Source organism: Shewanella sp. MM_2022_3 (genome assembly GCF_022557375.1).
In the GTDB taxonomy this organism is placed as follows: domain Bacteria; phylum Pseudomonadota; class Gammaproteobacteria; order Enterobacterales; family Shewanellaceae; genus Shewanella; species Shewanella xiamenensis.
The window spans coordinates 1-21,092 of sequence record NZ_JAKZGV010000008.1 but is presented as its reverse complement, the minus strand read 5'-3'; the positions used below and the strand labels follow the sequence as shown (position 1 = coordinate 21,092).

General features: G+C 47.2%; 19 protein-coding genes. 6 read left to right on the top strand and 13 right to left on the bottom strand.

Translation table 11 applies throughout. The features are described 5' to 3' along the window. Positions 1–74 precede the first annotated feature (74 nt). Positions 75–308, top strand: coding sequence for a DUF3319 domain-containing protein (locus tag MMG82_RS06920; RefSeq protein WP_047534791.1), 234 nt, complete (start codon positions 75–77; stop codon positions 306–308). Between the two features lie 2 nt (positions 309–310). Here the strand turns inward: MMG82_RS06920 and lldR are convergent, their stop codons facing one another. Then, entirely contained in the window at positions 311–1,210 is a 900-nt protein-coding gene (gene lldR, locus MMG82_RS06915; protein ID WP_240293114.1) for a LysR family transcriptional regulator LldR, read from the bottom strand. Positions 1,211–1,483: 273 nt separating this feature from the next. Between lldR and MMG82_RS06910 the strand changes: the two genes are divergently transcribed. Together MMG82_RS06910 and recN are read left to right on the top strand one after the other, a co-directional pair. Further along, positions 1,484–2,446: an AEC family transporter gene (locus MMG82_RS06910; protein WP_241406665.1), complete on the top strand. Its 963-nt coding sequence runs from the start codon at positions 1,484–1,486 to the stop codon at positions 2,444–2,446. Positions 2,447–2,575: 129 nt separating this feature from the next. Beyond that, on the top strand, positions 2,576–4,234 hold the full coding sequence (recN, locus tag MMG82_RS06905) for a DNA repair protein RecN (protein ID WP_037421122.1): 1,659 nt from the start codon (positions 2,576–2,578) through the stop codon (positions 4,232–4,234). Between the two features lie 116 nt (positions 4,235–4,350). Here recN and MMG82_RS06900 read toward each other — a convergent pair whose 3' ends face one another. The 9 genes from MMG82_RS06900 to glyA all read right to left on the bottom strand — a co-directional run bounded on the left by MMG82_RS06900 (position 4,351) and on the right by glyA (position 11,909). Then, positions 4,351–4,845: a phosphatidylglycerophosphatase A gene (locus MMG82_RS06900; RefSeq protein WP_037421119.1), complete on the bottom strand. Its 495-nt coding sequence runs from the start codon at positions 4,843–4,845 to the stop codon at positions 4,351–4,353. Beyond that, positions 4,845–5,801 carry a thiamine-phosphate kinase gene (gene thiL, locus MMG82_RS06895; protein ID WP_047534785.1) on the bottom strand — a complete coding sequence of 319 codons (957 nt, stop codon included), beginning with the start codon at positions 5,799–5,801 and terminating at the stop codon, positions 4,845–4,847. Before thiL ends, MMG82_RS06900 begins: the two co-directional genes overlap by 1 nt. Positions 5,802–5,879: 78 nt before the next feature. Further along, the gene (nusB, locus tag MMG82_RS06890; protein ID WP_011073312.1) at positions 5,880–6,284 is read right to left on the bottom strand and encodes a transcription antitermination factor NusB; all 405 of its coding nucleotides are present in this window, start codon (positions 6,282–6,284) and stop codon (positions 5,880–5,882) included. A gap of 14 nt (positions 6,285–6,298) precedes the next feature. Next, a complete protein-coding gene (gene ribE / locus MMG82_RS06885) occupies positions 6,299–6,775 on the bottom strand; it encodes a 6,7-dimethyl-8-ribityllumazine synthase (RefSeq protein ID WP_011073313.1) in 477 nt (158 codons plus the stop codon). 140 nt (positions 6,776–6,915) lie between these two features. Next, positions 6,916–8,019, bottom strand: coding sequence for a bifunctional 3,4-dihydroxy-2-butanone-4-phosphate synthase/GTP cyclohydrolase II (gene ribBA, locus MMG82_RS06880; protein WP_099457670.1), 1,104 nt, complete (start codon positions 8,017–8,019; stop codon positions 6,916–6,918). A gap of 67 nt (positions 8,020–8,086) precedes the next feature. Further along, positions 8,087–8,743 carry a riboflavin synthase gene (locus MMG82_RS06875; RefSeq protein ID WP_011716201.1) on the bottom strand — a complete coding sequence of 219 codons (657 nt, stop codon included), beginning with the start codon at positions 8,741–8,743 and terminating at the stop codon, positions 8,087–8,089. Between the two features lie 7 nt (positions 8,744–8,750). Continuing rightward, a complete protein-coding gene (gene ribD, locus MMG82_RS06870; protein WP_241406664.1) occupies positions 8,751–9,896 on the bottom strand; it encodes a bifunctional diaminohydroxyphosphoribosylaminopyrimidine deaminase/5-amino-6-(5-phosphoribosylamino)uracil reductase RibD in 1,146 nt (381 codons plus the stop codon). Positions 9,897–9,995: 99 nt separating this feature from the next. After that, the gene (gene nrdR, locus MMG82_RS06865; protein WP_011073317.1) at positions 9,996–10,445 is read right to left on the bottom strand and encodes a transcriptional regulator NrdR; all 450 of its coding nucleotides are present in this window, start codon (positions 10,443–10,445) and stop codon (positions 9,996–9,998) included. A 210-nt stretch (positions 10,446–10,655) separates the two neighbouring features. Beyond that, complete coding sequence (glyA, locus tag MMG82_RS06860; RefSeq protein ID WP_055648585.1) at positions 10,656–11,909, bottom strand: serine hydroxymethyltransferase; 1,254 nt, start codon at positions 11,907–11,909, stop codon at positions 10,656–10,658. Positions 11,910–12,099: 190 nt separating this feature from the next. On the opposite strand from glyA, the gene ettA reads away from it, so the two are divergent. Continuing rightward, positions 12,100–13,767, top strand: coding sequence for an energy-dependent translational throttle protein EttA (gene ettA / locus MMG82_RS06855; protein ID WP_172588008.1), 1,668 nt, complete (start codon positions 12,100–12,102; stop codon positions 13,765–13,767). A gap of 114 nt (positions 13,768–13,881) precedes the next feature. On the opposite strand, the gene MMG82_RS06850 is transcribed toward ettA, so the two are convergent. Further along, positions 13,882–14,820 carry a LysR family transcriptional regulator gene (locus MMG82_RS06850; protein ID WP_172588007.1) on the bottom strand — a complete coding sequence of 313 codons (939 nt, stop codon included), beginning with the start codon at positions 14,818–14,820 and terminating at the stop codon, positions 13,882–13,884. A 190-nt stretch (positions 14,821–15,010) separates the two neighbouring features. Between MMG82_RS06850 and MMG82_RS06845 the strand changes: the two genes are divergently transcribed. Both MMG82_RS06845 and MMG82_RS06840 read left to right on the top strand, forming a co-directional pair. Then, a complete protein-coding gene (locus MMG82_RS06845) occupies positions 15,011–15,910 on the top strand; it encodes an MBL fold metallo-hydrolase (protein WP_172588006.1) in 900 nt (299 codons plus the stop codon). A gap of 113 nt (positions 15,911–16,023) precedes the next feature. Then, a complete protein-coding gene (locus MMG82_RS06840; RefSeq protein ID WP_172588005.1) occupies positions 16,024–16,689 on the top strand; it encodes a DsbA family protein in 666 nt (221 codons plus the stop codon). A 155-nt stretch (positions 16,690–16,844) separates the two neighbouring features. Here the strand turns inward: MMG82_RS06840 and MMG82_RS06835 are convergent, their stop codons facing one another. Together MMG82_RS06835 and MMG82_RS06830 are read right to left on the bottom strand one after the other, a co-directional pair. After that, positions 16,845–17,180, bottom strand: coding sequence for a TapY2 family type IVa secretion system protein (locus MMG82_RS06835; RefSeq protein ID WP_172588004.1), 336 nt, complete (start codon positions 17,178–17,180; stop codon positions 16,845–16,847). 22 nt (positions 17,181–17,202) lie between these two features. Next, entirely contained in the window at positions 17,203–20,835 is a 3,633-nt protein-coding gene (locus MMG82_RS06830) for a PilC/PilY family type IV pilus protein (RefSeq protein WP_241406663.1), read from the bottom strand. Positions 20,836–21,092 lie beyond the last annotated feature (257 nt).

Sequence of the window (21,092 nt, the reverse complement as noted above, 5' to 3'; positions counted from 1 at the left end):
TTTTACTGCTTAGGTAGCATCAACGACGGGTTTGAATCACCGGAGGATAGAGTTAACTCTATAACCCATTCAAAATGAAAAAAATTGTTTATCAAGGTTTTATTTTAACCAATAGCGAAGGCCGTACCGATACCTGGAAACTCACCATAGGCGGGCAAAACCGTATTGGTTCTCTATTTGAATTACGCCGTTTAGTGAATTATTACCGTGAGCTTGGGATTGTGCCCGCCACCCGCGCGAGCCTGCAAGATGCTAAGCAAACGCAAAACTCCATGAGCCAAAATACTTTAAAACCCCGTAAACGTTAATCTTAAGCCATTGAAAAAAGTTCGGGCGCTTTGGATTGCATAAACTCGATAAACACCTTCACTTTCAGCGGTTGCTGACTACGTTGGTGATATAGAATCGAAATCCTACGTTGTTCGCCAATCCATTCCGGTAAGAGCACTTTTAAACGCCTTTCTTTAATCTGTTGTTTTACAAATAATTCTGGCCCATACAGAATACCACCATGGTCTAAGGTCGCCTGAATCGCGCCATGGAGATCCGTGAGCGTGAGTTTTGTTGGGCCATTAAAATAGAAAGACTCGCCATTAGGATGCTTTAAATGCCAATTAAACAGCGGCCAAACTTTGATCAACTGATGGTTTTCAAGATCATCGGGATGGATCAATTCAGGGGCATGGGCTAAATATTCCGGCGTCGCAAACAAACGATAATCAAGCTCACCTAAAGTACTCGACACCCAAGAAGAATCAGGCTGTGCACCACCGACAATCGCGACATCAATCCCTTTATCAATTAAATCCACTAACTCATTGCTTTGGGAAATGTGTAAACGAATATCGGGATATAAACGGCCAAACTCGTTTAATGCGTGAATAAAGATAATTGAAATAATTGAGATTGGCGCAGCTATCCGCAATGTGCCTTCAGGTTTATCGCTGCCAATGCCACTGAGCTCATCGAACTGTGCAATCGCACTCTGATATCGCTGAAATAACGCTAAACCTTCCTCGGTTAATCGCAGCTTGCGGGTACTTCGCATAAACAATTGCTTATCGAGTTTTTCTTCAAGCTTGGCCAGCTTACGGCTCACGGTGGCGATAGGCATATCGAGCACTTTCGCGGCTTGAGAAAAACTGCCCGCATTCACCAAATGCACAAACAGATAAATTAACTGCAGCTCAGCGCCAACATCATCAGCCATGTTCAATCCCATCGTTTAGCGTGAGTGCCGCTCATAGGTATAAGGCACTAACTCATTGTGTTTTAAACGTAGAATTATTCATTTCTACGACCATAGCGCAATAGCCTCGAAGGCTAATCCTATGCTATTTTGCCCATAAATTTACTGTGCTAGCACCGATTATTGTCAATTCGCTGAGATAGTCGCTGGGACGCTCTTGCTCAGCATGAATAAGATTAAGCGTCAGTAAGCTTGTATTACAGGATAAGAAACACAAAAGGATGAGTGAGGGATATGACCATTTTAACCCCTCTGTTTGCCGTCTTCGGGATCATGCTGCTCGGCACACTTGTGCAAAAACTGCGTTTTCTCCCAGTAGAAACCGACCAAGTGCTTAATCAATATGTTTACTATATTGCGTTTCCTGCCGTTCTCTTGATTGCTCTGGCACAGCAACCGATTGAGGAAATTCTGCAATGGCGGTTTATCGCAGGCTACAGTGCCGCCATGCTGGTGATTTATATCATTTGTATTGGTATATCCTTTGTCGCCAACCCTAAGCAACACGCTATTGCGGCAGTTCGCGCCCTCAATGCCACCTTTGGCAATACCGCATTTATTGGTATTCCGCTGCTGGTGATTATATTTCCTGAACAACAAAGCGCCCTAGTTGCCGCCGCCATAGCCAGTTTATTGTCCGTGCTTATGTTTGCCGTTGCATTAGTTTCGCTTGAGCTCACTACCAATACGCAAAGAAAACATCATGCCCTAGTGATTATGTGTTTAGCCGTCGCTAAAAACCCCATCGTTATCGGCTGCTTTATCGGCATTGCAATTTCGGCATTGGGGATAACACTGCCCTCTGGCGTAGCCATGATGATCCAACAAATTGGCAATACCTCAAGCCCCTGCGCTTTATTTGCCGTTGGCATGGTATTAGCCAAAGCCATGCGCTACCAAAAAGATAGCAAGGTATTTAGCCTGACGAATCTTATCGAACTTAGCCTTATCAACCTCTTTAAATTAATCCTACAACCCGCATTGGTTTTCTTCATGCTTAAAAGCGTGGGCGTTAGTGGAGATTACTTAGTGATGGGTGTAATCCTCAGTGCCTTACCTACGGCGGCCAGCGTCTATTTACTTGCTCAGCGCTATAACACCCAAGCCTCAACCAGTGCGCAGGGGATATTATTTGGCACTATAGTGACTTTTTTTAGCTTACCTATTTTAGAGCAACTTGTTAAAACCTATTCATAAACAAGCGATTAAACTCTAGCTTATTGCAATGTGTCGAATATTTACCCAAAGCCACTTTACTGTATATAAAATCAGTATATACTGTTTATCAATACAGTGATTTGGTAAGTTTTTCGACAGGAACTCATTATGCTTTGCCAACTCAGCATCAATAATTTCGCTATCGTCCGTTTTCTCGAACTGGATTTTCGTCCCGGTATGACCAGCATTACTGGTGAAACTGGTGCAGGTAAATCCATCGCCATCGACGCCTTAGGTTTGTGCCTAGGTAATCGTGCCGATGCCAGCAGTGTTCGCCCTGGTGCAAGTAAAACCGAAGTCAGTGCTCGATTTTCACTACACGATGTCCCCCTTGCCAAACGTTGGCTCGAAGATAACGATCTCGAACTCGATGATGAGTGTATTCTGCGTCGAACTATTGGCAGTGATGGCCGCTCACGCGCCTACATTAATGGCAATCCTGTGCCGTTAACTCAACTGAAATTACTCGGGCAATTGCTGGTCGGTATCCATGGTCAGCACGCCCACCACGCTATGCTAAAGAGTGAGCATCAACTCACCTTGCTCGACAGCTACGCAAATCACAGACTACTGATAGACACAGTGGCAGCAAGCTATCAACGCTGCAAACAAATCGAAGCCGAACTCAAGCAATTAGAAGCCTCACAGCATGAACGTATTGCCCGAAAACAGCTGGTGCAATATCAAGTTGAAGAGCTAGATGAATTCGACCTCAAGGTCGGTGAATTTGAAGACATTGAGCAAGAGCATAAACGCCTCGCCAATGGCACTGAACTGGTGGATAGCTGCCAAGCCAGCCTATATTTACTCACAGATGGCGAAGAGAGCAATATTGAGTCACTGCTTAACAAGGCTGTAAGCCTTGCTGAAAATTTGCAAAGCTATGATCCCGCATTAACCAATGTCAGTACTATGTTGAATGAGGCCCTCATTCAAGTACAAGAGAGCGCGGGAGAATTACAGCATTACCTGAGTAAACTCGAACTCGATCCCGCGCATTTTGCCTATTTAGAGGAACGACTCTCAAAGGCTATGCAACTGGCCCGTAAGCATCATGTTAGCCCTGACAAATTAGCCGAACATCATTTGGCACTAAAAGCGGAACTCACAACCCTCGATGACGATGAAACAAAGTTAGAGGAAATCCAACTCCAAGTTGAAGCGAGTAAAACCGCTTACTTAGCGAACGCACAAAAACTGAGCCAGAGCCGCGCCCGTTATGCGAAAGAACTGGATAAGTTAGTGACTCAATCTATCCACGAACTCAACATGCCCAAGGGGAAATTCACCATTGAAGTGAATTTTAATCCCGAGATTATGTCGGTAAATGGGAGTGATAATATAGAGTTTATGGTCACAACCAACCCTGGCCAGCCTTTACAACCGATTTCACGGGTAGCCTCTGGCGGTGAATTGTCGCGTATCGGTTTAGGCATCCAAGTGATTACTGCAAAAAAGGTTGCCACTCCTACCCTGATTTTCGACGAGGTGGATGTGGGAATTTCAGGCCCGACCGCTGCTGTGGTTGGCAGAATGCTGCGTAGTCTAGGAGAATCGACTCAAGTACTTTGTGTAACCCATTTACCTCAAGTTGCTGGTAATGGCCATCAACATATGTTTGTGAATAAATTCAACAAGGCGGGCAGTACAGAAACCACTATGATGCCTTTGGATAGGGAGCAACGTATCCAAGAATTAGCCAGACTTCTTGGTGGCGATACAATTACTTCTAACACTCTCGCCAATGCACGAGAACTATTACAGTAAAAATACAGTAAGCCACCGCAACGAAAATAAAGCTTTATAACCAATGCCTTATCTACAGCAGATAAGGCATTGGCATTTATAGGGTAACGAACTTTAGTTTGGGTTAACTAAAGATATTATTGGCTAATAAAGACAATTACTTGCAGACAAATAAGTGCAAAAAATCCTGCTAATACATCGTCTATCATAATGCCGAAACCACCTTCAACTTTGGCATCAAGCCATCGAATCGGCCAAGGTTTTAGGATGTCGAATAGCCGAAACAGCACAAAACCGACAGCGAGCCACAGAATACCAGCGGGGGCGGCAATCATAGTGATCAATAAACCTGCAACTTCATCCCATACAATCGCGCCATGGTCATGTACGCCCATGTCCTTAGCGGCCTTATCGCAGATATAAATCCCCGCGAGTACGCACACTAAGGTCAGGGCTAAATACCAACTCAAGGGCAACTGGGCCAATAATAAATAGAGCGGGACTGCCGCCAAGGTACCAAAAGTACCTGGAGCCTTAGCCGCTAAACCACTGCCAAAACCGAGGGCTAAAAAATGAATAGGATTTTTAAGGGACAGGCGCGACAGCGCCTGATCTTGGGATAACAACTTCATTAAAAATGCTCAAAACCGTGGTACGGTGGCGTAAATAGCTCACCATTAAGTTGCAACTTAAGCTTACTGCCCGCACAGATTTGCCCAACACGGACAAACTTAGTACCAGCATGGCTGAGGGCGGTTTCTAACGCACCTTTTTGTGCCTCAGGCACGGTAAAGAGCAGTTCATAATCCTCCCCCCCCGTCAGCGCATAGCCTAATGCATGTTCTTCGCTCACGGTATCTTGCATCGCGCGCGACAAAGGAATCGCCCCCACATCGACTACAGCGCCAACCTTTGATGCCTTGAGGATATGCCCAATATCCGAGATAAAACCATCGGATAAATCGATGGCACTGGATGCCAAAGAGCGCAATGATTGCCCAGCCAATACTCGAGGAGTGGGTCGATAATGGCGATTAATCAAAAACTCTTTATGCTCCGCTCGCGCATGTTGCACGCCGCGGATCAAGTCCAGCCCTAACGCAGAATCACCAAGTGTACCCGTTACATAAATCCAGTCACCGGCCTTAGCGCCATGACGGGTCAAGGCTTTACCATGGGGGACTTGCCCGTGCACTGTGATATTAATTGCCCTAGGCCCGCGAGTTGTGTCACCACCTATTAAGGCGATGCCATAATATTCTGCCGCTTCAAACAGGCCTTCACTAAAACCACTCAGCCAGGTCTCATTAACCTCTGGCAAAGTGAGTGCAAGCGTCATCCACGCAGGCTCGGCCCCCATTGCCGCTAAATCAGAAAGATTTACAGCTAAGGCTTTGTAACCTAAGGCTTGAGGTGGAATATCGGGGAAGAAGTGAACATTTTCGACTAAGGTATCGCAGGAAATGGCGATCGACTTGTTTTCGGCGGGCTGCACAAGGGCGCAATCGTCGCCAATACTCAATTTGACATCACGGCGTGCTGGGCCGCGGTGATTGAAATAACATTCAATAAGCTGGAATTCTTTCACTGTACAGTTTGGCGCGACTCACATCGGCCACCTTTGTTAGCAATGAAAAACGGTATCCTAAGATACCGTTTGTCCTTATTACTTACGTGCAACCAGTTTGTCGAGTAATCCATTAACAAACTTATGGCTTTCATCCGCACCGAAAGCTTTAGCCAATTCAATCGCCTCGTTAATGGCAACTTTAAATGGCACATCTTTACGGAAAGTCAGCTCATAGGCCGCTAGGCGTACTATGGCTTTCTCCACTGGAGACACCTCATCAATAGGGCGATCTAAGTGTGGAATGATTAACTCATCCAATTGGGTTTTCTTAGTTGCTACGCCTGCAAATAGCTCACGAAAATAAGCTACGTCTACACCATCGAGACTCTGTTCAGTTAAAAACTCATGCTCGACATCGGCAATATTATTCCCGCTTAGTTGCCATGAATAAATGGCTTGAACGGCTAAACGGCGGGCCTTGCGGCGCTCAGAAGGCTTCATTATTTTTCCTACTATTACAACTGTTGTTCAAGCTGTTGCAGAACGTTGACCATTTCAAGCAAGCTTAGCGCAGCTTCGCCGCCCTTGTTACCCGCTTTAGTACCTGAACGCTCAATAGCTTGTTCAATGGTATCTGTAGTCAATACACCGAAAGCAACCGGCAGATCGAACTCTAATGCAATTTGAGCTAGACCTTTGTTACATTCGCCTGCAACAAAATCAAAGTGAGGGGTACCACCACGGATTACCGCACCAAGTGCAATAATGCCGTCAAACTTACCACTTGCAGCAACACGACGTGCCGCCAGCGGTAACTCAACCGCACCAGGTACACGGACGACAGTGATGTTTTCATCACTGACTTGGCCAAAACGTTTCAGCGTGTCAAGTGCACCTTCAAGCAGGCTTTCTACTAAAAAGCTGTTAAAACGCGAAATTACAATCGCAACTTTGGCATTCTTCGCTTCGATATTACCTTGAACTACGTTCATTTTCTTACCTAATTTAGCTAAAGCACCCGGCTCGGGGCGAAAAGTGGCGACATGATACCACAGTCAATTGCCCACGGCCTTATGCAAATGATAGAAATGGTGAATTTTACCTTAGTGGAACCTATTAAAAGCTTAGCCTGTTACTCAGCCACGTACTCTGTCACTTCTAGGCCAAAGCCTGAGAGTGAATGGTAACGCTTAGGCGAGCTTAAGAGTCGCATTTTGGTCACGCCTAAACTGGCCAGAATTTGTGAACCTACACCGACTCGGCGTGAAGTACCTTGCCATTTGGCTGACACGGGCGTCTGACCTTGATCTTCCGCCTCAAAGGCTTTGACCTTGGCGAGGATTTCACTGGGATGTTCTTGATTGCCAAGCAATACTAACACACCACCTTCGGCAGAAATCCGCGCCATCGCTTTTTCGAGCGGCCAGCTGCGTTGCTGATCGCGCTCAGAATGGAGTAGATCGTTAAACGTATTCTGTAAATGCACCCGCACTAAACAGTCAGGTTTCACCTCGCCCTTCACTAAGGCAAAGTGTAATTGATTGTCGATAGTATCCCTAAAGGTCACCATATCGAACTCACCAAAACGGGTTGGCAGTTTGCATTTTGCTTCACGCACAACGGTCGTTTCTTTGGTGTTGCGGTATTCAATCAGCGCCGCAATCGTACCGATTTTAATCCCATGTAATTCAGAGAAAATCTCTAAATCTGGGCGGCGAGCCATGGTACCGTCTTCATTAAGGATCTCAACAATCACGCCCGACGGCTCAAGCCCCGCTAAACGGGCTAAATCACAACCCGCTTCTGTGTGGCCAGCGCGGGTTAACACGCCGCCGTCCTGCGCCATTAATGGGAAGATATGCCCAGGCTGGACTAAATCCGACGCTTTGGCATCTTTAGCCACGGCGGCTTTAACAGTCACGGCGCGATCGTGGGCCGAAATCCCAGTGGTTACGCCTTCGGCAGCTTCAATCGATACCGTAAAGTTAGTCGAGAACTGTGCATTGTTATTGGTTACCATCAAGGGCAGATTTAGCTGCTGGCAACGAGCTTTAGTCATGGTTTGGCAGATGAGTCCACGACCGTATTTCGCCATAAAGTTAATCGCTTCTGGCGTCACCATTTCGGCCGCCATAATCAGGTCACCTTCGTTCTCTCTGTCTTCGTCATCCATCAAAATAACCATTTTGCCTTGACGAATATCCTCGATGATCTCTTCTATACTGTGCAGCGCCATTGTAGGACCTTTATGATTTTACTGTTGTTATGAAATTCTATACCTAAGTGAGCTAAGTGCCAGTGCCCTAACGCACAAAGCCAGCACGGGCTAACATTTCCATGGTCACCCCACCGCCTTGGGTTTCTTTAGTATCAAAGCGCATTAAACGCTCTAAATAGCGGGCGATTAAATCCACTTCAATATTCACCTTATCGCCGGCTTTCAAATCCACCAATGTGGTTTCACCCGCGGTATGGGGCACTATGGTTAATCGGAAACGATGACCATCGACTTCGTTTACCGTTAGGCTCACGCCATCGATGGTGATAGAACCTTTATGGGCAATATAGCGAGCCAGCTCCGTAGGCGCCGCTAACCAAAACTCAATCGCCTGGCCCCGCGCCAAACGCTGCTCAACGGTGGCAATGCCATCCACATGGCCGCTGACCATATGGCCGCCTAAACGTGTGGTTGGGGTGACGGCCTTTTCAAGATTGACCTTAGTGCCCACTTTATAGTTGGCAAAGCCTGTAAGGCTGACGGTTTCTGCTGAGACATCCGCCACATAGCCATCGGCTAATTGTTGCACCACAGTCAAACACACACCGTTGGTGGCGATACTGTCGCCTAAACGAACATCGCTTAAATCCAGTTTGCCACTGGCGACCGTTAAACGAATATCATCGCCCTTACGTTCAAGCTTTCGCAGCGTGCCAACGGCCTCAATAATCCCAGTAAACATGGTTAACTCACTTATTCGCTAAAGATGGATTGGACTCGAGCCTCAAGGTAAAACGCGTATCCGCGCCCACTTTACGCTCATCGACCAGTTTGAGGATCGGAATATCGGCCATCATTTGATAATCGGGTAATTCGAGTAGATTACGTCCTTGTGCGCCAAGGATTTTCATCGCTTGATATAGCACTAATTCATCGGCTAATCCTGAGCGAATAAAGGCGCCAGCTAAGGTCGCGCCCGCTTCGATAAGCACCTGATTACAGCTTTTGCCTAAATAGCTTAAGAGCTCGGGTAGCGAGATTCGACCATCAATCGCCGGTAATTGGAGGCAAGTCACATGGGCGGGTAATTGCGCCATAAAGTCTGACGAATAGCTCACTATCGAGACTAATAAAATCGGCGATTCAATCGCAAACAATGCAGCCGAGATAGGCATACGGGCGCGACTGTCTAAAACCACTCGCAGCGGTTGTAAAACCTGCGCTTCACTCAATTGCGAGGTAAGACTACCAAGCTCTGAGTAGCGCACATTGAGGGATGGATCATCGGCTAGTACAGTTTCAATCCCAGTGATCAGCGCGCATGAGCGCAATCTTAAGCGCTGCACATCGCGGCGCGCTTCGGGGCCTGTAATCCATTTGGACACCCCGTTTGATAACGCGGTTTTACCATCGAGACTCGCGGCCAGTTTGACCGTCACCCAAGGCAGCCCCAATTCCATCCGCTTCATAAAACCAAGATTTAAAGCGTAAGCTTCGTCTCGATGCAAACCAACATCCACTTGAATGCCCGCATCGCGCAGCATTTGAATACCGCGGCCACCGACCTGCGGATTAGGATCTTCTACCGCAACGACCACACGTTTAATACCGATATTGATCAGCGCTAAGGCACACGGCGGCGTACGGCCATAATGGCTACAAGGTTCTAAGGTGACATATGCGGTCGCGCCACGGGCAAGCTCGCCAGCCATGCGCAGTGCATGCACCTCGGCGTGGGGCTCGCCAGCTTTTTGATGATAACCTTCACCAACAATCTGATTATCTTTTACGATAACGCAGCCCACACTAGGATTGGGGCGAGTGGTATAAAAACCTTTGCGAGCCAGTTGTATGGCTCGGCTCATCATCTGGTTGTCGAGTTCTGACCAATTCATATAAACCCTATGAAATCTTGAGGAAGCGTGCCCGAATACGGCGCAAAACGAGGCACTAACCTAAGCACGAACCTAAGCACTAACTTAAGAGAACCCACGTTACTTTTGCAGTTTCGCAATCGCCTCTCCAAATTCGGAGACATCTTCAAAGGCGCGATAAACCGAGGCAAAACGAATATAGGCAACCTTGTCTAGGCTCATTAACTGTTCCATCATCAAGTTGCCTATCATCTCGGATGGCACTTCACGCTCGCCAGTCGCCCGCAGCGTTGACTTGATTTTACTTAAGGCCTGCTCGATTTCGTCCATGGACACGGGGCGCTTTTCGACCGCGCGTAACATACCTGCTTGCAGCTTTTCTTCATCAAAGGGTTGACGCGTGCCATCACGTTTAATCACCCGTGGCATCACTAATTCGGCCCCTTCGAAAGTGGTAAATCGTTCGTGGCATTCGGTGCATTCTCGGCGACGACGCACTTGATGGCCTTCCGCCACTAATCGGGAATCGATCACCTTAGTATCTGTCGCGCTGCAAAATGGACAATGCATTGAGCCTCCTGCCGTGAATGGAATAAAGCCTATGGCTTTCGCTGTATCTTGCTTAAACCGAGCGGGTTTAAGTCTACGATTTTAGCAATAAAAATGGCCGCTTAATGCGGCCATGGGATTTTATCCTATTTATCGGCTGAGGTTAACCACCTAAGCTTAACGACCTAAGCTGTTGTGAACTTAGCCGATATATTCGGATAAATTAACGAATTAACCGTAAACAGGGAAACGGGCGCACAGTGCCAATACTTGGCCTTTTACGCGCTCGATGACCGCTGGATTATGGGCATCGTCGAGGATGTCACAGATCCAACTAGTTAACTCTTTCGCTTCAGCTTCTTTAAAGCCACGGCGAGTGATCGCAGGCGTACCGATACGTACACCAGAGGTCACGAATGGAGAACGTGGATCGTTAGGCACAGAGTTTTTGTTTACTGTGATGTTCGCGCTACCTAAAGCGGCATCGGCTTCTTTACCCGTCAGGTCGCGACCGATTAAGTCCACCAGCATTAAGTGGTTGTCAGTACCGCCTGAAACGATTTTGTAACCGCGCTCTAAGAACACTTCAACCATTGCTTTAGCGTTCTTAACCACTTGTTGTTGGTAAGCTTTGAACTCTGGCTCTAAAGCTTCTTTGAAGGCTACCGCTTTACCCGCGATAACGTGCATTAAAGGACCGCCTTGACCGCCTGGGAATACTGCAGAGTTCAGCTTTTTGTATAATTCTTCATCATCGGCAGCAGACAGAATGATACCACCACGAGGACCTGCTAAGGTTTTGTGAGTGGTTGACGTCACAACGTGAGCGTGTGGCACTGGGTTTGGATACACGCCAGCAGCAATAAGACCCGCAACGTGCGCCATGTCAACAAACAGATAAGCACCGATTTTGTCTGCGATTTCGCGCATTCTTGCCCAGTCAACAATACCTGAGTAAGCAGAGAAACCACCGATCATCATCTTAGGCTTATGTTCAACCGCCAGACGTTCCATTTCGTCGTAGTCAATTTTGCCTGATTCATCGATGCCGTAAGGAATGATGTTGTACAGTCTACCGGAGAAGTTTACAGGTGAACCGTGGGTCAAGTGACCACCGTGAGCGAGGTTCATACCTAAAACGGTATCGCCTGGTTTTAACAATGCCATGTAAACGGCGCTGTTTGCTTGAGAACCTGAGTGAGGTTGTACGTTTGCGTAAGTCGCACCAAACAGTTGTTTTGCACGCTCAATCGCTAAGGTTTCAACTACGTCCACATACTCACAACCGCCGTAGTAACGCTTGCCTGGATAGCCTTCGGCGTACTTATTGGTTAGTTGTGAACCTTGCGCTTCCATCACGCGTGGACTGGTGTAGTTTTCAGAAGCAATCAGCTCAATATGCTCTTCTTGACGCAGAGTTTCGTTCTGAATCGCGTTAAACAGTTCCGGATCATAATCTGCGATATTCATATCTTTTTTCAGCATTGCTTACTCCAGCTGCCAATTCTTGTAGGTAGGGTTGCGCGGTATTCTACTCGTAACGAGCCGACAATCCCAGTCTCTGAAACATGAAAATCCTACAGTTTTAGCTTGAATGCGCCTCAATGCCGAGTTGAGTTCGGCGCGCAATCGAGTAGAATTAGCCGCATCATTAGTCACTTATAGATGCAGAAAAATGGCTCAGTTTGTTTACAGCATGTTGCGGGTGGGCAAGGTTGTTCCGCCTAAGAAGCAGATCCTTAAAGACATTTCCTTAAGCTTTTTCCCCGGCGCTAAGATCGGTGTGTTAGGTCTTAACGGTTCAGGTAAATCCACCCTACTGCGCATCATGGCCGGTATCGATACCGAGATTGAGGGTGAAGCACGCCCAATGCCAGGGCTGAAGATTGGTTACCTGCCACAGGAACCCAAACTCGACCCAACGCAAACCGTGCGTGAAGCGATTGAAGAAGCGGTTTCTGAAGCCAAAAATGCCCTCAAACGCTTAGACGAAGTCTATGCCGCTTATGCAGAACCCGATGCGGACTTCGACGCGCTTGCCAAAGAGCAAGGTGAACTCGAAGCCATCATTCAGGCGCAGGACGCCCACAATCTGGACAACATCCTCGAGCGTGCGGCGAATGCGCTACGTCTGCCTGATTGGGATGAAAAGATTGAAGTCTTATCGGGTGGTGAGCGCCGCCGTGTAGCAATTTGTCGTCTGCTGCTGGAAAAACCAGAAATGCTGCTACTCGACGAACCGACCAACCACTTGGACGCAGAATCCGTCGCGTGGCTCGAGCACTTCCTGCAGGAATACTCGGGCACCGTTGTGGCGATTACCCACGACCGTTACTTCCTCGACAATGCTGCGGGCTGGATTTTAGAACTTGACCGTGGTGAGGGTATCCCATGGGAAGGCAACTACTCTTCATGGCTAGAACAAAAAGATGCCCGTTTGAAGCAGGAGTCTGCCGCAGAAAGCGCGCGTCAAAAGACCATTGCGAAAGAATTAGAATGGGTTCGCCAAGGCGCGAAAGGCCGTCAGTCTAAGGGCAAGGCCCGTATGGCGCGCTTCGAAGAGCTGAACACCACTGATTACCAAAAACGTAACGAAACCAACGAGCTGTTTATTCCGCCCGGACCACGTTTAGGTGACAAAGTCATCGAAGTGAATAACTTAACCAAGTCCTACGGTGACCGCGTGCTGATCGATAACCTGTCGTTCTCGATTCCTAAGGGCGCGATCGTCGGTATTATCGGTGCCAACGGTGCAGGTAAATCGACCCTGTTCCGCATGCTGTCAGGCAGCGAGCAACCAGATAGCGGCACCATTGAGATAGGTGAAACGGTGCAATTGGCGTCGGTTGAACAGTTCCGCGATTCGATGAATGACAAAAACACCATTTGGCAAGAAATCTCTGGTGGTCAAGACATCATGCGCATCAACAACATGGAAATTCCAAGCCGCGCCTATGTGGGCCGCTTTAACTTCCGTGGTGCGGATCAGCAAAAAATTATCGGCACCCTGTCGGGCGGTGAGCGCAACCGTGTTCACTTAGCTAAACTGTTACAGGCTGGCGGTAACGTACTGCTCCTCGACGAACCGACCAACGACTTAGACGTTGAAACCCTGCGCGCACTGGAAGAAGCGATTCTCGAATTCCCAGGTTGCGCTATGGTGATCTCGCACGACCGTTGGTTCTTAGACCGTATCGCGACCCATATTCTGGATTATCGCGACGAAGGCCAAGTTAACTTCTACGAAGGTAACTACACCGAATACTCAGCGTGGTTGAAGAACACCTATGGCGCCGATGTGGTTGAACCACACCGCCTGAAATACAAGCGCATGACGAAATAAATCTAGAATCTAGAATCTAGAATCTAGAATCTAGGCAAGCGTGTATCTGAGGAGGTTAACTCGAAAGGGTTAAGCTCCTTTTTATTGCATTGAATTTAGAGCGAGGATTTTCCGTTAATCTAGGCTGGCACTATTTTCATGCTGGTTCATGCTAGCAAAGTAGGCCACCAGCATATCCATCATCACTCTTAAGGCGGGCTGCATATGTTTACGGGATTGATACACCCCATATACGCCCAAGGATTGAGGTTTAAATTCCCGCAGCAGTGGCACTAATGCCCCCGAGTCGAGATGCGGTTTAACCGCCCACAAGGGCTGCATGGCAATCCCCTCCCCCGCCAAAGTAGCGTTTAGTACCACCATAGAATCATTGGCACTTAAGTTACCTCTTACGGGAATATTAAAAAGCTGCCCCGCCTCGATACCATCAGGATGAATAATTTGAGTAAAGCGCCACATCACATCGCCAAAATAGGAATAGGTTAAACAGTTATGCCGAGTCAAATCCTCGGGATGGCTAATAAGTGAATGGGTTGCAAGATAACGCGGTGCGGCGCAGACCACGGACTCACATTCCCCTAAACGTCTGGCGATTAGACTAGGATCGAGCTCATTAGTGATACGTATGGCAAGATCAATACGTTCGGCAACTAAATCAACGGTTTGACTGCTAACATGAAAGTTCACACTCGCCTGCGGGTGTTGGGCTAAGTAAGGACGCACGACCGTGGGAAGGAGTAAATGCGCTATAAATTGTGAGCAACTGATCCGCAGCAACCCTCGCGGTTGGGCACTTTGGGCATGACTGACCGCGGGGACTTCCTGCGCTAATTCAAGCAAGCGCTGGCAATAATCGAGCACTTGCTCGCCCGCACTGGTCAGGCTCAAACGTCTTGTCGAACGGTGCAGTAAGCGTGCACCTGACCATTCTTCCATCTCACTTAAATAGCGGGTTACCATAGAGCGAGACATATCCAACGCTTCGGCGGCGCCAATCATGCTGCCCCGCTCAACGATAGTCACAAATACCTTTGCCGCTTCGAGTCTATCCATGGTTTATCCGCCCCTTGTGTTGATTGCCTTGCACTAAATAATCAGTTTCAAACGTTGATTCATCCGAATTATGCAACAAATAAGCGCAATTATCCGTGTTTATCTAACGTTTTTTGCAACCTAAACTAAGCTCACTTTTGCAGCAGTGCAAATCACCGAATCCTATTTGAATGAATAAGTGAGAACAGAAATGACACTATTGAATGCTCTAAAATTAACCTCTTTGAAACCCCAGTTAGCCGCAACCATGCTGGTGGCGGGAATGGCTACTGCTCAGGCAGCACCTTTGCAAGTGAGCCATTTTAATCCGGGCGAAAACAGTATTTTTGCGGTGTCTTCAAGCTTTATCAGCGGTGAACATGAAATGATGCTGGTCGATGCACAATTTCAAAAAAATGATGCCCAAACCTTAGTGGATACCATTAAAGCCAGCGGTAAAAAGCTTACCTTGGTGTATATCAGCCATAGCGATCCGGATTTTTACTTTGGGTTGGATGTGATTAAACAAAACTTCCCCGAGGTCGAAATCGTCGCCACTCAAACTACGGTCGATGACATTAAAGCCTCGATGGACGGCAAGCTCGCCTACTGGGGACCGATTTTAAAGGACAATGCTCCGAGCCAATTAGTGCTGCCAAAAGTGGTCACCACCAATCGCTTTAGTATCGACGGTGAACAAGTGCTGATAGAAGGGCTAGAGGATGCTCACCCTAAGCATACCTTCCTGTGGGTACCGTCGGCTAAAACCATCACTGGTGGCGTTGAAGTGTTTGATAACACCCATGTTTGGATGGCAGATACCCAAAGTGTTGAGTCGCGTAAAGCCTGGTTAACCCATTTAGAAAAGATGGAAGCCTTATCTCCCAAAGAGGTTATCCCTGGACATTATCTCGGTGATGCCAGATTTGATAAGCGCGCCATCGCTTTTACTCGCGATTATATTAATGCCTTTGAAAAGGCAGCCAAAACAGCAAAAGATTCTGCGGACTTAATCGCCAAGATGCTCAAGCTCTACCCACAAATTCCTTTAGATGCAGGGCTTGAGATCAGTGCCAAAGTCATCATGGGTGAAATGCGCTGGCCAATGTAAGGGAATAGGGGCATGGATATCTCCATGCCCCATTCAATCTGACATTCGCGCTTAGGCTAGCCCTTAAGCCAAAAAGCCAGAACAAAAGACTGTTTTTTGTAGGAATAATTGCGATGAACCCAACTATCAATACCACCACCAAAGCTAAGGCCGTGTTACATGCCATTATCGATCCCTTGTGCGGTTGGTGTTACGCAGCCGCACCGCTGTTTGATGCAGCAGCCGCTGCCGGATTTACCATCAAACTCCACGCAGGTGGCATGCTCACAGGACCAAGGCGCAAACAGATTGATAACCAATGGCGCGATTATGTGATGCCCCATGATCAACGGATTGCCGCGATAACCGGACAAGCCTTTGGTGAAAACTATTATGAAGGCTTATTACGTGATACCAGCATTGTACTGGATTCTGCGCCCCCCATTAGAGCTATGCTTGCCGTTGCAGCCTTAGGGGGCAATGAGCTAGCTTACCTACATGCAGTGCAACTCGCCCATTATCGCGATGGCAAAAGCGCCAGCGATGAACAGAATCTACATCTTTTAGCGGAAAAAATGGGAATAGATGGCGCTGCCTTTACGAAGGAATTTGCCCAAAATGAAGACGCGTTTTACCAGCACATTTTGGCATCACGGGCGCTGATGAATCAGCTGGGTGCCCAAGGTTTCCCTTCAGTAGCACTCACAACAAGTGAGGGAAATCTGCATTTACTCAATCACAGCCGTTTTTACGGTCATCAGAGCAAGTGGCTTGAGTATCTGAATGAACAAGTGTCTTAACACGCCACTTTCTTGAAAGTGTGCCAGTCTTACGTTTTACGTATGAAGACTCAAACCTTGGCTTTTTGAGTCTGGGGTTTCCCCCTTAAACGATGGGATAAGTCACTATAGGATTTATCCCATCGGCATGTTCAATGTTGATACCACAGGCCAAGTTAACCCTGATTCTCGGGCGCAAGCTCGGCTTGCTTTGCCTGTTCTAGCATAAAAGGCTCACTCCTTTTTACACATTCAAGTACCGCTTTCGCGTAGAGCGGAATCGGCTTATCCCGAGGTAAACGCGGTAATTCTGTACCTGGCAACCTGAGTAAATAATCATTCACCTTAGATTCAAACCACGAGAAACGTATCAATTTAAATCCTTGATTCGTTTCTAAATAGCATTTGTAATCCTGTCGCTTCTCAGTTTCTGTCGCCAGCGCTGACCATTGGGATCCCGCTAGCAGCAACAAACCAAGGGCACCGTATTTCATCATAAGGCTATTACTCATCTCGACTCGTTAACTCTTTACATCATTGACTGATGTAATAATAAATTTTGTTCGTTGTTGGCCCGCCCCCAATACACTTAGGGTTACCACTTTCACATGTCGCCTCATCTGGCACCGCATTACCGATACCAATCAAAAACATATCTGGCGTTGGTACTTTGGCATTCGGGTCCTTAGGCTGCTCGGCAGGCGGGATCACCAACTGCGGCGTATCCAGTACCAACTCTCCTGCATACAAATAATCTGTTTTGTAACCACGAGTGCCCCTGTGCAAATTCTTTTTATAAAGATAGCCCTTACCCGAACTCAAACATTGGTTGACTGAGCCATCACTACCAGGCACAAAACTGCTGAAGTACACCTCCCCCCCGACTATGGTCGCAGACGACAGGCTCTTTTCGCCTTTACGAGAGAAGTTATAGTACCAACCTCGTTTTTGACTAAAGACGATTTCACTGGCCTGATCATTGGGCGCAGCCGAACTGACATCATATAAATCACTTAACTGTAGTGTTTTAGGCACAGGCTTTTGATTTGATTTACCTTGGAATGATTGAGTGACTATGTTTCTATCTTGCAATGCAAAAAACATATCCGAGCGAGACACATCACTTGGCTTGGCCCTGTGGCCACTGCCGACAACAATTGCGTCGTAAGGAATATTCTGTGATGTGACAACTTTGGTCGATGTTCCATTAACGACTTTAGTTAGCTCAAAGGTATTGGAGATCAAGGTCTGGGCCACTATAGGCCCAGAAAAGAATCGCCTATCTCCTGCCACTGAACTCTTATCCCCTAATGCGGCAAATTTAAATCCCGACCAGGTCGACACATTCGCGGAGGGCATATCCATCCGCCATACATTACCTTGGATATCTGTGGCATAGATTCTATCGGTATGACCATCACCATTGCCGTCTAATACGGCAACACTGCTCGGAATACTGTTGGCAATACCTGGCAATGGCGTGTTCGCCCCGCTGCCGCCAAATTGATGGATCAAACTGCCGGTTTGCGCATCGACAATAAACACGCCACGGCCACGGCTGTCATCAGTACCAATCTCAGCGCCATCTTTAGTTGAAGGGGAATATCCGCCACCAAAAATCAATACAGGCTTATCGCCAGTAGCACTGGGGATTGTCGTCACCACAGGCGTCGACCAAGATTGCCCTAACTCGCCCATACCGGGTGAACTGGCATCTATCTTCCACATAAAACTGGGGTTATCAGGTGTGGTCACATCGAGGGCGTAATACGCATTGCCGCCTCGGCGCATTCCCACAAATACCCATGCCTTTTCAATCCGTTTGCCCTGCATTTTGGTGTAGGCAACTGGCGAGCCATCAATACCGTATACCGAGTGTACGCCCGTCGGCACGTTAGCCTTGAGATCGCGCAAATTCGGCAGTAGCTCATAGGGGATAAATCCCCAAGTCTCAGACACGCTATCACCTTCATCCTTAAACATATGCAGGAACCCATGGTTCGTCCCGACAAGAATTCGGATATCAGGTTTAGCTTCAGAACCAAAATTGAGTGCTAAGGGCTTGGAATGTAGAGCATCTCCCATTATATCGGCGCGCCAATTTGGGGTTGCGCCACTGGCAGTACTTAAGTCCTGATTTTTATCGTTATCAACATCGATTCCCTTCGCCCAGTCAAATAGCCCGGTGAGTTCTGTTTCATCGACCCCCATATAGGTGGCTAAACGCACATTATCCCCAGCTTTTCGAGCTGCATTTGACAGAGTAAAAGCGCTCAATCCACTGCCAAAATTACTGTATAAAGTGCGACTAGTCGCCTGCTGCATCGCGGCTAGCACCCCGCCACGCTTAACATCGTTACCATCACCGCTGCTTCCGCATTCTTCAGCAGATGTCCAATAGGAGCAAGCATCGGCTTTGATATTGCCATCTTCGCCTATTACATTTTTTCCTTTGCTATCAACGATATCACCGTCACTGGTCACCTTGAATTTTTTAATATTCCCTAGCCATCTTGGTCCCTTATTAGGCAAGAACATAGAGTAATAAGCTGAATCAAAGGTTTGAGTACGATTGAAGTTATTGCTCGCTACCGAGGGGGAAGTAAAACTGGCATTTTTTTCGAGGATATTATTTAAAGCCGTTTGCAATGAAGAACGTAATTGACTGGCATCGGTGGCATCAAAATACTTACCACCGCCATTATCGGCGGTTTGCTTCAGTAGATGCTCGGCACTGGCTGCACCTTCACTAAACCCAATGGTAAAGGTTCTAACGGTTTGTTTTCCGGCTAAATTAGGATTCACATCCTCAGTTCGCATCCAGCCAGAAAGCGCACTGAGATAACTTTTCGGGTTGGAGGTATGCTTACCTACACCATTGGTTAAACGCTCAATAATGCCATCGGCCGCGTTATCAAGCGTCGGCTCACCGTCGGTGATATAGACGATATACGCTTCATTTTGGCAAGGCTTAAACGGCGAATTGTACGTGTTACTTCCAATAATAAGCGCAGCTGGGTCAGTAAAGGGATTAGAACTGGCGTTGTAGGTACCTTGGTAACGCCCCCAATTATCGTAGTAATTATAATCGCTATCATCATCGCCAAAATACTGTTCCTGCCCACCAAAATAACGATAGGCTTCGTAGAGCGTTTCGCATAGCGGCGTATTTTGGGCATAACTAATAAGATTGACCCTTTTCAATAAATCAATTTTGGCTTGGGCGGACATAGTCTTAATCCCAGAGATAATCCGCCCACCGTCACGCGCACCATCACGTGGCCCATTCATATTAAAAATAGCTAAACCAAAATCCACACCCGGCGTAGTTAAAACCACACTTTCAATCGCATCTTGTGCCAGCTCTAGACGGGTTTTATTGACCTTCTTTTTAGTACCATGGTGCCATTTTAAATAATCTTCGGTATAAACTGTGACCACTTTGCCGGAGCCAAAACCTGTTTTCTGCGCCTTTGCCTTCGCGCTTGCCTTAGCACTCTCGGATGAGTGAATATTGACTGCCGTGTACCGAACGGGTTTAGCCGCAGAGCCTAAACTGTCAACGGGTAAACCGTTAGCCTCTCCTGCTGCATTACCGAGTCTTTCCTCTTGGATATCTTCAAAGCAATCGACAGCAGCTATCGAGCTACCATTTAGTTCAGAAAATTCTTTCCACGCACCAGTCCCCCCCGAAAAACCATACTCACGAAAGAAACCAGTGAAGGTGCCATACCTATTGAGGTAATCCCACGAGCTTTCACAGCCATTGAGTGCGGCATTAAACTGACGCATTTCACGCTGAGAGGCAGGATTAGGTAACTCAGCATTATCAGCCGAACCTCGGCTATAAAATAGCTTTCCCGACTGGGCATAGTTAGCATTACGTTTATTCTCGTAAGGAGCATCGACCCCATAGGCAAGATTACTCATACTGCCGGAGTTATCGAAAATGATCAGCACCTGCGGGCGCGAGCCATTACGGGCGGACGCTTCGAACACATAAAGCTCTGTATCATCAGCAACGCTTGACGCGGTAAATAAACTCGCCGCGCCGACAACGAGGCTCGAAATAATAAAAGCGACTATTGATGTTAACGTATGGCGGACGTTTTGAAGGCGAGATTGACAAATATGTTTCAATAAAACGTAATTAAGCGAAAAGATCATCAACGAGCTTTTCTGACATTTAAATAAAAACTGACTCATACAGTATGCGCATCTGTTATTAAGGAATAATAAAAGCACCTGCATTTACAAAACTAGGATTTAAATTGTTTAAAAAAGGCCAAATTAACCGCACAACAAACAGTAAGTTAACCGAACGTAAAACAGTAAAATCATAAACTTAGGTTACTTTCAGCAATTATTACCATTATGCACACCGAATTGACAACAAATAAATAAAAAATGTATCTAATAAAAAT